At 74.3% G+C, this 12,743-nt stretch carries 8 protein-coding genes; 4 read left to right on the top strand and 4 right to left on the bottom strand.

Going from position 1 to position 12,743, the window contains the following annotated elements; genetic code table 11:
* Positions 1–471: 471 nt before the first annotated feature.
* The 4 genes from EJC51_RS16195 (at position 472) to EJC51_RS47735 (ending at position 4,936) form a co-directional block, all read left to right on the top strand.
* Complete coding sequence (locus EJC51_RS16195; RefSeq protein ID WP_126271734.1) at positions 472–1,482, top strand: sensor histidine kinase; 1,011 nt, start codon at positions 472–474, stop codon at positions 1,480–1,482.
* 26 nt (positions 1,483–1,508) lie between these two features.
* Positions 1,509–2,186: a response regulator transcription factor gene (locus tag EJC51_RS16190; protein ID WP_126271733.1), complete on the top strand. Its 678-nt coding sequence runs from the start codon at positions 1,509–1,511 to the stop codon at positions 2,184–2,186.
* Positions 2,176–3,561, top strand: coding sequence for a sensor histidine kinase (locus tag EJC51_RS16185; protein WP_208870713.1), 1,386 nt, complete (start codon positions 2,176–2,178; stop codon positions 3,559–3,561). The genes EJC51_RS16190 and EJC51_RS16185 overlap by 11 nt, the downstream gene beginning before the upstream one ends.
* A gap of 76 nt (positions 3,562–3,637) precedes the next feature.
* Positions 3,638–4,936: a hypothetical protein gene (locus EJC51_RS47735; protein WP_166682862.1), complete on the top strand. Its 1,299-nt coding sequence runs from the start codon at positions 3,638–3,640 to the stop codon at positions 4,934–4,936.
* On the opposite strand, the gene EJC51_RS16175 is transcribed toward EJC51_RS47735, so the two are convergent.
* From EJC51_RS16175 to EJC51_RS16160, 4 genes are all read right to left on the bottom strand, one after another.
* Positions 4,914–6,317 (bottom strand): GAF domain-containing protein, encoded by a 1,404-nt coding sequence (locus tag EJC51_RS16175; protein WP_126271732.1) that lies wholly within the window; start codon positions 6,315–6,317, stop codon positions 4,914–4,916. The two genes, EJC51_RS47735 and EJC51_RS16175, sit on opposite strands and share 23 nt — an antisense overlap.
* A 9-nt stretch (positions 6,318–6,326) precedes the next feature.
* The gene (locus tag EJC51_RS16170) at positions 6,327–7,364 is read right to left on the bottom strand and encodes a rod shape-determining protein (protein ID WP_059191590.1); all 1,038 of its coding nucleotides are present in this window, start codon (positions 7,362–7,364) and stop codon (positions 6,327–6,329) included.
* Between the two features lie 197 nt (positions 7,365–7,561).
* Positions 7,562–11,731, bottom strand: a complete 4,170-nt coding sequence (locus EJC51_RS48220; protein WP_208870712.1) for an SAV_2336 N-terminal domain-related protein — start codon at positions 11,729–11,731, stop codon at positions 7,562–7,564.
* A complete protein-coding gene (locus EJC51_RS16160; RefSeq protein ID WP_126271731.1) occupies positions 11,721–12,740 on the bottom strand; it encodes an AAA family ATPase in 1,020 nt (339 codons plus the stop codon). Before EJC51_RS16160 ends, EJC51_RS48220 begins: the two co-directional genes overlap by 11 nt.
* Positions 12,741–12,743: the final 3 nt, after the last annotated feature.

Genomic DNA, 12,743 nt, shown 5'->3' with positions numbered 1-12,743 from the left:
GGCGGCGGTCGCCGGTCGGGTCGCCGACCGGGTCGCCTGTCTGGTCGCCTGACCGGTCGACTGTCTGGTCGCCTGTCTGGGGGTTCGTCTCACTCTTGCTCCTACTGCGACGGCCGCACGCCGGCGGCCGGTGACAGACCGGGCAGACGGATGTGCTGTCCGGGTCGGACTGAGCAGTGCAGGGCTGAGCAGTGCGGGGTGCGGTTCGGAAGGATGACAGAATTGACGTAGGCATGTCATGTGGAGGGGGGGCATTCGAGGGCCGTACGGGGGGCGTCGAGGGTTAACCCTCTGCGTAGCTGTGAACCGTCTGTGTGACGTACCGGGCCGCACCGCCGGCTCGGCGCAGACAGTGGCCCGGGCCCCGCGTCCGTGGCAGGATCCGCCGGACCGGCCGTGCACCCGTTCTACGGGGATTGACCGGCCCGGCGGCGGGTAAGCGCGGTTCGTCCAGGATCAGCGGGGAGCGGTATGAGCGGCAGGAGTGGGCCAGGAGGGCTCGACGGACCAGGACCGGGCGGCAAGCCCAGCCCCTTCGTCCACCCCGCGCTGTTCTACCGCGACACCGAGGACTACCTCGACGGCACGCTCCGCTTCGTCCGCGAGGGGCTCGCCGCGGGGGAGCCGGTCGCCGTGGCGGTGCCCGGCCGGAACCTCCGCCTCATCAGGGAGGGGCTCGGCTCCGCGGCCGGCGCCGTACGCCTCCTCGACATGGAGCAGGCCGGCCGCAACCCCGGCCGGATCATTCCCGGCGTGCTGCGGGCCTTCGCCGACGCGCAGCCCGCGGGACGTCGGGTACGGATCATCGGCGAGCCGATCTGGGCGGGCCGGACGGCCGTCGAGTACCCGGCCTGCGTCCAGCACGAGGCCCTGATCAACACCGCCTTCGAAGGCCGTACGGCCACCATCCTGTGCCCGTACGACGTCCGGCGCCTCGACGAGCGGGTGCTCGCCGACGCCTACGCCACGCATCCCACGGTCATCCACGGCGGACGGACCTCGGACAGCGCGCAGTACGCGCCGGACGTGATCGTCGCCCGCTACAACGAGCCGCTGCCCGAGGTGCCGGAGGCGTCCGCCCTGACCTTCCCCTTCGACGAGGACTCGCTGCCCGAGGCCCGCCACCGCGCCACCGCCGAGGCCACCCGCCTCGGCCTCACCCCGGCCCGCGCACAGGATCTGATGCTGGCCACGGCCGAGCTGACGACCAACAGCGTGGTGCACGGGGGCGGGCGTGGGGTGCTGCGGGTGTGGGGGGAGGCGGGGGAGAGGGGGGTGGCCGGGTCTGACGGGGTTGGCGGCGCGGTGGTGTGCGAGGTGCGGGACTCCGGGGTGCTCGTGGACCCTCTCGTGGGGCGGCGCCCGGTTCCGCTGCACCAGCGTGGCGGGCGTGGGCTGCTGATGGTGAACCTGGTGGCCGACCTGGTCCGCCTGCACACCGGCCGGGCGGGGACGACGGTGCGGTGCTGGTTCGGGCGGTGACCGGCGCTCGCGCGTAGCGTGAGGGCATGCGGGTGCTGGTCGTCGAGGACGAGGCACGGTACGCCGCCGGGCTCAGGGACGGACTGGAGGCCGAGGGCTTCGCCGTCGACGTCGCGCGGGACGGGGTGGACGGCCTGTGGCTGGCCCGGGAGCACACCTACGACGCGATCGTCCTCGACATCATGCTGCCGGGGCTCAACGGCTACCGCGTCTGCCGGGCCCTGCGCGGCGAGGGTGACTGGACGCCGATCCTCATGCTCACCGCCAAGGAGGGCGAGTGGGACGAGGTCGAGGGCCTCGACACCGGCGCCGACGACTATGTGACCAAGCCCGTCTCGTACGCCGTACTGCTGGCCCGGCTGCGGGCCCTGCTGCGCCGCGAGGCCCGGCAGCGGCCGGCCGTGCTCGCCGCCGGTGACCTGCGGCTCGACCCCGCGGTGCGGACGGTGAGCCGGGCCGGGCGGGAGATCGAGGTCACCGCGCGGGAGCTGGCGGTCCTGGAGTTCCTGCTGCGGCGGGCCGGGGAGGCGGTGTCCAAGCGGACCATCCTCGACCAGGTGTGGGGCGACGACTTCGAGGGCGATCCGAACATCGTCGAGGTGTATGTGAGGCGGCTGCGGAACAAGGTCGACCGTCCCTTCGGAAGGGAGTCGCTGCGGACGGTCCGGGGGCACGGGTATCGGCTGGTGCGCGATGACGGGTGAGCGGCGTGAGCGGCGTGAGCGGCGTGGCCGGGAGGGGCGGCTGAAGGCGGCGCGGGACGGGCGGTTGCGGGCGGGGCGGGATCGGCGGTTGTGGGCGGTGCGGGGGCGGGCCACCGGCATCGCCGTACTCGCCGTGGCGGTGGCGATGGTCGTGGGCGGTACGGCGCTGGTCCTCGGGTTGCGGACCGAGCTGAGCAACGACGTACGGGACGCGGCCCGCGCCCGTGCCCGGGAGGTCGCCCGGGTGATCGAGGCCGGCCGCGGCGTGCCCGTGCTGCGCGTGACGGACCCCGACGAGGAGTTCGTGCAGGTCGTGGCCGCCGACGGCACGGTGGTCGCGGCCAGCGCCAATGTGCGGGGCCGGCCCGCCTTCGCCGACCTGCGCCCCGGCGGCACCGCGGCCGTGGACACCCCGCTCGACGAGGACCCGTTCCTCGTGGTCGCGGTCGGCGCGCGGGACGGCGGCCGGGAGCTGGTCGTCCTGGACGGCCGTACCCCCGCCGGGGTCGCGGAGGCCACGGCGACGGTCACCCGCTTCCTGCTCATCGGTCTGCCCGTGGTGCTGGTGCTCGCCGCGGCGGCGACCTGGACCGCCGTGGGCCGGACGCTGGGGCGGGTGGCCCGTGCCGAGTCCGCGCAGCGCCGTTTCGTCTCGGACGCCTCCCACGAACTGCGCACCCCCGTCGCCACCCTCCGCCAGCACGCCGAGGTCGCCCTCGCCCACCCCGACCGGGCCGACACGGGGGCACTCGCGGGGACGGTGCGCGAGGAGGCCGTACGGATGCAGCGCCTCGTCGACGACCTGCTGCTGCTCGCCCGCGCGGACGAGCGCGCGGCGGGCGGGGTACGACGGCCGGTCGACCTCGACGACCTGGTGCTGGAGGAGGTGCGCAGGCTACGGGCGGCGGCCGCCGCGCCGGCCGTCGACAGCACCGGCGTCGGGGCGGCCCGGGTGACCGGCGATGAGGAGGCGCTGCGGCGGCTGGTGCGCAATCTCGGGGAGAACGCGGCGCGGTACGCGCGCGGGCGGGTGGCCTTCGCGCTGGGCGACGGCGGGGACGGGTGGGTGCGGCTGGTGGTGGAGGACGACGGGCCGGGGGTTCCGCCGGCCGACCGGCAGCGGGTCTTCGACCGGTTCGTACGGCTGGACGAGGCGCGGGTGCGGGACGACGGCGGGGGCGGTGCGGGGTTGGGTCTCGCGATCGTGGCCGAGGTGGCGCGGGCGCACCGGGGGACGGTGGCCGTGGAGCGGGCCGCGGCGGGGTCGGGAGATGCGGGGTCGGGAGATGCGGGGCTGGGAGGTGCAGGGCTGGGAGGTGTGGGGCTGGGCGGGGCGCGGTTCGTGGTGACGCTGCCGTCGGGGGAGCGGAACTGAATCGTCCGTCAGGTGTGTTCAGGGACCGTTCAGCGGGGGCGGCGCAGGCTGAGGGGGTTCGGCTTGGGAGGTCGTCATGAGGTACCGGAACCTGCTCACCCTCGGAGCCGTCGTCCTGCTGGCGGGCGCGTGCACGGACACGCAGGGGGCGGCGCAGCGCGACGACTGCGTCCACGTCGTCGACGAGGCAACCGGCCGAACCAGCCCGGCATGCCTGCCGACCGCACCCGAGAGCGACCGCGTGGACCGCGCGACGCCCGTCTTCACCCACCCGACCCCCGTCACCAACCCCCTCCACCCCAGCAGCAGGGTCCGGCAGACGATCTACGGCGGCCAGGTCGACGGAAGCCCCTTCCGCACGGAGGTCACGGTGCTGCCCGACCCCGAGCCCATCACCTGGGCCGGGCACACCGTCCCCGCCCTGGCCGTCCAGTACGTCGCGTATGCCGACGGCCGGATCGAGGAGGCCACCGTCGACTGGTTCGCGCAGGCCGACGACGGTGCCGTCTGGTACCTCGGCGAGGACGTCTCCACCTACGACCACGGGGTGGTCAGGGACACCGAGGGCACCTGGCAGGCGGGCAAGGGCGGCGCACCCGGCGCGATGATCATGCCCGGGCATCCGCGGAAGGGGGACGTCTACCGCTCGGAGAACCAGCCCGGCGTCGTCTTCGAGGAGGTCCGGGTGAAGGCGGTCGACCAGACCGTGGACGGGCCGTACGGGAAGGTCGAGGGCGCGATCACCGTGCACGAGCTGCACATGGACGGCACGACGGAGGACAAGGTCTTCGCACCGGGGTACGGGGAGTTCTCCACGGGCGGGGACGGAGACCTGGAGGCGGTGTCGCTGGCGGTGCCGACGGACGCGAAGTCGGGTGCGGAGCCTCGGGAGCTGGGGGCGCTGGAGGCGGCGGCGCGGGCGGCCCAGGACGGTGCGGTGACGGCGGCGGACGTGCGGGGCGTCGGGTCGGCGTGGTCGGCGTACCGGGCGGCGGACGACGTACCGGCTTTGCTGGAGCGGCAGTTGACGCGGGACGCGGGGGCGCTGGAGGGGGACGACCCGGCCGGGGCCGCGTTGCGGGTCGCGCAGGACGTGACGGATCTGCGGCTGCGGTACGAGGGGGTGCGGGACGTGGACCGGGCGCGATTCACCTTGTGGGCACAGCAGTTGGGGATCGACGCGCGGGACGGGGACAAGGGCGCGGTGGCGGGTGACATCAGCAGCCTTGAACTGGTGTGGGAGCGGCTCGGGGGCGGGACGTACCAGGACCTGGAGAAGGCCAGGGACGCGGCTGATCGGGGGGACCTGGGGGAGGCGGGGCGGATCGCGCGGGAGTTGGGAGGGCCGGGGTTCACAGCGGTGCCTGCCAGGTGACCGTCGTCCCCCTACCTCCGTACCCCGCCGCCTCTCGGTCGTCGTGCACCGTCAGCCGTACGCCGTCCCGTCCGTCGGGCAGGGTGGCCGTCGCGTCCACCGTCACCTCGATGCGGGAGACGCCGGCGCGGCGGGACGCGGACGCCAGGGCTCGGCGCAGGGCGGTGAGGAGTTGAGCGGCGGTCTGTTCGGGGACGCGGGTCTCCACGGGGCCGGCGAACTGGGTCGACGGAGTGAAGCCGAGTAGTGCCGCCGCGCCCGCCGTCTCTCGGAGTACCTTGCCGCGGAAGGTGGTCGGGGCGTCCGCGGGTGGTTGCTGGAGGGCGAAGATCGTCGTGCGGACCTCCTGGATCGTCGACTGGAGTTCGTCGACCGCCTTGGTCAGGGCTTCCCGTACGTCCTCCGCTCCGGTCCGGCGCTGGGTGGACTCCAGCATCATCCCCGTCGCGAACAACCGCTGGACCACCAGGTCGTGGAGGTCGCGGGCGATGCGGTCGCGGTCCTCGAAGACGGCCAGGAGTTCGCGGCTGTGCTGGGCGTCCGCGAGGACGAGGGCCAGGGCGGCCTGGGAGGCGAACTGGACGGCCAGCAGGCGTTCCACGGAGGTGTACGGCCGGTCGCCGCGGCGGCGGGGGAGGGCGAGGGTGCCGATCAGCCGGCCGTCCGCCTGGAGGGGCAGCATCATGCTGGGGCCGAAGCGGTGCCGGACGTGCGTCGTCATGCGGGGATCGGTCGCCGAGTCGTCCACGAACACCGGCTCACCGCCCAGGAGTTGTTCCAGGACCGGGCTGCCGGGGGCGATCGTGGTGCCGACGATGTCGCCCGGGTCGTCGTACGTCGACGCCGTCACGATCTCCATGCCGCCCTCCTCGGTGGGCTGGAGGATGACCCCGGCGGAGGCGTCGGCGAGGATGCGGGCCCGTTCGGCGACGGTCGTCAGGGCGTCGGTCGCCGGCCCGTCGCTCAGCAGCGCCGTCGTGACGGCCGCCGCGCCCTCGATCCAGCGTTCCCGCTGCCGTGCCGCCTCGTACAGCCGGGCGTTGCCGATCGCGATGCCGGCCTGGGCGGCGAGGACGTGGAGGAGCTGTTCGTCCTCGGCGGTGAACGTGTCCTTCCCCGCGAGGTGCAGGGTGCCGAACTCCTCGTCCTGGACCAGGATCGGCACGGTGAGCACGGCCGCTTCCGGGGCCGCCGTGCCCGGGGCGCTGATCTCGATGAGGCCGTCCTGGCCCGGGTCGGCCGTCCCGAGCGCGGCGTACCGGGCGCCGGTGAGCTCGGCGGCCGCGTCCACGATGTGCTGGAGGGTGGTGCGCAGTTCGAGATCGGTGCCGACGCCGAGGACGGCCTCCAGGAGGGGCGGGAGCGGGTCCTCGCCGGTCAACGGGGCGCCTCAGTCGGTGATCGGGTCCAGCGCCAGCGGCTCGATACGGCCCTCCAGCATCGCGCCCAGGCCCTCCACCGCGCACACCTCGGGGCGCTCCGCGATGTGCACCGGCATGCCGGTCGCCTGGCGCAGCATCTGGTCGAAGCCGGGGAGCAGGGCGCTGCCGCCGACCATCATGATGCCGCGGTCGGCGAGGTCGGCCACCAGGTCCGGCGGGCAGTCCCGCAGCACCTTGCCGATGCCGTCGAGGACGGCGGTGAGCGGGGTCTGGATCGCGTCGCGGACGGCGGCGGTGTCGACCTGCACGGAGCGGGCGAGACCGGTGGCGACGTCACGGCCGTGGATCTCGGTGGAGGCGGGGCCGGACGCGGTGAGACCGTTGCCGGACAGGGCGAGCTGGAGCGGTCGTACGGACTGGCTCGGCAGCATCAGCTCGTGCTGGTGGCGCAGGTGCTGGACGATCGCGTGGTCCACGGCCTCGCCGCCGACCGGGATACGGACGGCGTTCACGATCGAGCCGAGGGAGAGCACGGCGACCTGGGTGGCCGCCGCGCCGCAGACCAGCACCATGGTCGCCTCGGGCCGCTCCACGGGCAGTCCGCAGCCCACGGCGGCGGCGATGAGGGTGTCCACCAGCTCCACGCGGCGGGCGCCGAGGCCGACCAGGGTCTCGATGGCGGCGCGCTGGGCGAGCGGGTCCGCGTCGTGCGGGGTGCAGGCGGCGGCGCGCAGGATCGGCTTGCGGCGCAGCGAGCGGCGGATCTTGTCGCCGAGCAGGTGCCGCAGCATGCGCTGCGCCATCTCGATGTCGACGACCGTGCCGCCGGAGACGGGCCGCACGACACGGATGTAGTCGGGGGTACGGCCCGTCATCTTCTCCGCGAAGTCGCCGACCGCGATCAGTGCGCCGGTGCGGGTGTTGACGGCGGCGACGGACGGCTGGTCGACGACGAGCCCGGCGCCCTTCACGTACACCCGCGTCCTCGCCGCGCCCAGGTCGACGGCGAAGTGGCAGCGGCGCAGCTGCTCCAGACTGGCGGTCATGGCAGGTCCTCCCGAGAGCACAGACCGGGGGGCCGCGCCGGGCGGCGGGCCTCATTGGCATCGTGTGGGGAGCGGGGGTGGGGCGCCTTCTGGAGGGGGCCGGGTGGGGCGCGGCTGAATGGGGGGTTTTGCGGCTTATGTCCCAAATAAGTGTCAGATAAGTCTTCGGGGGTGCCCCTAAGGCTTCTGACGGCGGGTCACAGCGTGCGGGCCGCGTCGAGGAGGGGTTCCAGGGAGGAGAGGGGCCTGTCGTGTCCCGTCTCCCGGAGGCGCCGGGCCGTGGCGGGGATGTCGGCGAAGGCGATGACGCGGAGGCCGAGGCGGGAGGCGGCGTCGAGTTCTGCGGTGGAGGAGCTGATCAGCAGGCCGGTGGCGGAGGGGCGGCCGGTGCGGGCGAGGGCGCGGAGCAGGCAGTCCGGGTTCGGCATCAGCAGGGCGAGGTCGTCGCTGCGGCCGTGGACGCCGGTCAGGGGGAGGCTGTGGTGGGACACCACGCGTTGAGCGGCCTGCTCGCAGACGTCCGTCACCACCTCCACCCGGCGGCCGGACTCGGTCAGGGCGCGGATGAGGGCGTGGGCGTCCGGGGTGGGGTGGGTGTGGGGCACGGCCCGCAGTTCGAGGTCGTCGAGCCGCCCGCGCAGCGTCGGGCCGACGGAGGCGGTCGCGAAGGCCCGCAGCACCTCCATGGGGTGCGCGGGAGTGTTGAGGGCGGAGTCGAGGGGGTGCCCTTGCAGGGCCTCCTCGGGGTCGCGGTTCTCGACCGCCAGCGAGATCAGCTCCAGGGCGGCGGCGCGGGCGGACTTCGTCGTGAACAGGCGGGTGAGAGGGCCGTCCAGGCCGATCAGGACGGTCTCGGTCGCGCGGAGGTGGGCGGTGAGGGGGTCGTCGGACGAGGCGCGCCGGGTCTGCGGGGCGGCGGGTGCCGGGTCCGGCGCCGGGAGCAGCCGTACCGAGCAGCTGACGGAGAGGCCGGGGATGGGCCACTCGCGCAGGCCGGCGTACAGAGCCTGTTGGGTCGGGGCGAGGCGGTGGCGGCGGGTGACGCGGCCGGCCTCCCTGAGGACGTGGTCGAGGAGGATCTCGCGGACGTTGGTGACCTCGCCGAGGATGAAGGCCATCGGGCCGGCGACATGCCAGGACAGGTCGATCTCGGCGGGGAAGCCGCGGCGGCCGGAACTGGGGAGGGTGACGTGGTGGGTGGTCCGGTGGATGGTCAGGTCCACCTCGTAGTACCGGACGGGGCGGCCGCGGGTGGTGGACGGAGGGGTCAGGGTGAGCTGGCCGCCCGAGGGAGCGAAGACGAGAGCGGTGCGGTTCGGGTCGGGGGTGAGCTCGTGGGCGACCCAGGTGGTGAAGGGGCCGCGCACCAGGTCGCGGGGCTCGGCGTCCGGCTCGGCCGAGGGGAGGCGCAGGGGGCAGTACCAGGCGACGGGTTCGGGATCCGTGCCCGTCCGCAGTGGTTCGAAGCGGCCCGCGCCCGGGGCGGCCGAGCTATCGGCGTACTCCTCGTAGAGGCGTGGGGTGATCAGGATGGTCACGTCCGCGTCCGTCTGCTCCAGGAGGCCTCGTGTGTCCGGTGGCGGGGAGGCCGTGGTGTCCCAGAACGTCACCATGACCCGTGGCGCGTCGGGCAGCGCGTCGAGTTCCTCGGGCAGGCCCCGCAGTACGGCGACCAGGAGTGGCAGCAGGTAGGCGGCCGGCTCGGTGACGACGGCGAATCCGTTGTCGCGGGTCCGGACGTCGTAGTCGTAGGGCTGGAGGTTGCCGCGGGCCAGCAGGCCGTTCACCGACTGGCCGAGGACGGCGTGTGCGTGGGGGTCGTCGGCGCCCAGGATCTCGAACGTGATGATGGGCCGGGCGGCGCAGGCCGAGAGGGCGCGGCGGAGGTCGTTGATGCGGGCGCGGGCTGTCCGGGCGACAGGTCCGGGGATACCGGCGAGCGGTTCGTCGCCGTACCAGAGGTTCAAGGCCCGCTGGGCCTCGGTGCGGTTGGGCCCGGCGGCCAGGATCTCCTCGCAGCCGAGTACGTCGACCACGATGTCCGGTGGGTGAAGGGCGTAGCCGTCCGGCAGTTGGGCGAGGGTGCCGGGGCCGAGGCGGTTCCGTAGCTCCTGGGCGAGGTCGCCGAGGGCTGCTGAGGCGTCCTGAGGAGGCTCGTCCCAGATGCATCGGGCCAGTTCGGCGACGCTCAGTCGACGGCCCTGTTCGAGGAGCAGCACGCACAGCATGGCCTGTGCCTCCAGGGACCGGATCGGGCCGCGGTTGAGGCGCAGCGGGCCGAGCATGCCGACCCGTAGGGGCTCGGAGTACGGGCTGCGGCGTGCGGCCAGGTCGTCCAGCAGGACCTGGAACGCTCGCACGTCGGTCCGGGCGCTGTGCCGTATTGACTGACGGCCGAGGGTGAAGCGGCTGATCACGGCCGTTCCGTCCGGCCGTAGCAGCACGCCGTCCCAGCCCTCGCCGCCCCGCATCAGGCGGTGTTCGTGCAGGGCGGACAGCCCTGATTCCACACCCTGCCGTATCCGGTCGAGCACCTTCGTGGACACCCCCGGCCCGCTGCCCCGCTCCAGCTCGGTGACCGTGACGCCGTCCACGCACTCGGTCGCCAGATAGGGCCGGGTCCCCTCCACCCACCAGTCCACGACCGGCGCGACGTTCGGATGCCGCAGGCGGCCCAGGACTTCCGCCTGCATGAGGAAGATCTCCGCTCCGGCCGGCTGCTCCGCGTACTCGCGGACCAGCACCAGCCGTTCGACCCGCGTGTCCACCGCCTCCCACTCCTGCGCCCCCCGCTCGCCGACCACCCGATACCGCCCCCCGAGCAGCACCCCCGCCACCTCGGCGCCACCCCCGAGCCGCCGTACCGTCTCCTCCCGCACCGTCGCGAACGCCGCCCCCGCGTCCCCCGCCTCCGCCCTGAACTCACCCGCCGCCAGCCCCGCCCGCTCGTCGATCAACCCGCCCACCCGCGCCAGGAATTCACGCGTCCGGCCACGAGCCGTGCGGGGCAAGGTCCGCTGCAACAGGTCCCGCACCCCCGGCCGGAACTCGTACGACCCCGGCGGCCCCGGAACCGTCGTCAGCATCCCGCTGAGGATCACCTCGGCCAGGTGCTGCGGGCGCGGCCGGTGGTCCAGGACGCGCTGGACGAGCCGCATGACGGGGAGGGAGGGGACCGCCAGCGACAGATGGCCCGCCAGGCGGAACGCCTCCGGGGACGCGGTGGAGCGGAAGTGCAGGACCAGGTCGCGGGGCGGCAGCGACGCGATGTCGGGGGCCGTCGACTCCACCGGTGCCACCGGGCTCCGGCCCAGCCACGCCACCGCGCCCGGCACCCGTCCGCCGCCCGGATCGGCCACCAGGGACGACCAGTTGGCGAGCCAGGTCGGCCCCGGTTCGAGGACGGGCAGGGGCAGCGCGCCGGACGGTGGCGGTGGGGGTGCGGTGTCCGGGGCGTACGGGGTGAAGGTGAGGAGGGACGACGGCGCCGCCGGGGACGGGGCCGTCAGCAGGCCCGGGGCGGCGGGCAACGCCGTTGTGTGCCACAGGAGTTCGGGCAGTGGCTGGAGGACTGCCAGCGGCATCCCGTGCGCCCAGCGGCGCAGCGTGCGGTACCAGCGGTCGCCCGCCGGGCCCGGCCGCCACTGCGGGCCCATGCAGTCGCTGACGACGAGCGTGACCGTACGGCCGTCCGCCGCCACCGGCACCCCGTGGGCGCGGCCGTCCGGGGTCGCCCGGTGCAGGGTGACCGTGCGGAAGACGCCCGACTGGGCCAGGATCGTGTGGAGTTCGCGGACCAAAGGACGCCAGATCGGCATCGTGGGGCCCGCGTCGCACACCAGGTTCAGGTGCAGCCAGCGGTCCGGGGCGGGGCGCAGGACCGGCAGCCAGACGTCCGCGTGCGCGCCCAGGCGTGCGATGCGGTCGGCGGTGGCCGTCTCGTCGAGGATCTTGCGGCGGGGGGCCGGGACCCGTCGCTTCAGGGGGCGCAACGCCCGTTGCAGGGCGAGCGGGTGGTGCAGCATCGGCGGTGCGGGGGCGAGGAGGGGGCGGCTCGCCGGGGCGGATCGCGCGGGTGGGAGCCGTAGGGGGACCCGGTTGTCTTCGGCTTCCTGGGGGAGTGGGGGCTCCGGCAGAGGGGCCGGAGGCTCCGGGTGTGCGGCCGTCGCTGCTGGTGGTGTCTCCCGCGCCGGAGTGGCCGTGACGGTCCGGTCGGCGACCTCGTGATCCTCCCCGTTCCCCAACCCCTGGGCCAGCCACAACAGTTCGGCCAGTTCGCGTGTCGTCGGCCCGTCCTCGGCCGACGACGCCTCGCCGAGGATTCGGGTCAGCCGCGCCAACAGCCCCCCGGCTTCCTCAGAAGCCATCGCCGTCCGCCGTCGCGCTCAGGTACGGCATCAGCTGTTCGGCGAGCGCGTCCCGGGAGTCCGCGTCCAGGCCCGCCACGCCCGTGAGGTAGATCGCGTTCAGGAGCTGGTCCGTGGCGAGTTCGCCGCTGTTCGCGCGGTCCAGGAAGGTCTTGATCAGGGCCCGCATCCGGTCGTCCGGGGCGCCGAGATGGGCGCGGACGATGTCCGTCAGCTGCTCGCGGCCCGGTCGGCGGAGTTTCAGGCGGACGCAGCGGCGCAGGAAGGCGGGCGGGAACTCGCGTTCGCCATTGCTGGTGAGGACGACGAAGGGGAAGGCGCGGCAGCGGACCCGGCCGCGGTGCACGGTCACCGGGGTGTCCGTGCCGTCCGCGAGGACCTCGGCCGTGGCGTCGGGCGTGTGGCGGGCCGCGCGGACCAGTTCGGGGATCTCGAACTGGCCCTCCTCCAGGACGTTCAGCAGGTCGTTCGGCAGGTCGAGGTCGCTCTTGTCCATCTCGTCGACCAGGAGGGTGCGGGGACGGTCGTAGGGGAGCAGGGCCGTGCCCAGGGGGCCCAGGCGCAGATGGTCCTCGACGCCGCCGTGGGCGCGGGGGCCGCCGCCGGGGCGGGCCGCGTAGAGGCGGGAGAGCGGGTCGTACTGGTAGAGGCCGTCGGCGAGGGTGCTGCGGCTGGTGATGTTCCAGCGCAGGACCGGGCCGAGGCGCAGCTCGCGCGCCACCGCGTAGGCCAGCGAGGACTTGCCGGTGCCGGGCGGGCCCGTGACCAGCAGCGGGCGGCGCAGACACAGGGCCGCGTTGACGAGCTGGACGCTCTCGGGGGTGGCCACGTAGGTGCGGGCGCGGTGCACGCGGTCCGGGGAGACGGCCGCCTCGTCGTCGTCCTCGGCGGGCGGCGGCAGCGCCGGGCCGCCGTCGAAGGCCCGCCACGGCGGCGGCGCGGGCAGGCCGGTGATGCCGTCGTGCGGCTCGCTGTCGCCGGTGTAGACGGACCAGTTCGACTTCGGCATCGG

It is taken from the genome of Streptomyces aquilus, assembly GCF_003955715.1.
GTDB lineage: Bacteria > Actinomycetota > Actinomycetes > Streptomycetales > Streptomycetaceae > Streptomyces > Streptomyces aquilus.
Note: the sequence above shows the minus strand (reverse complement) of the source record. Positions and strands in the feature narration are given on the sequence as shown.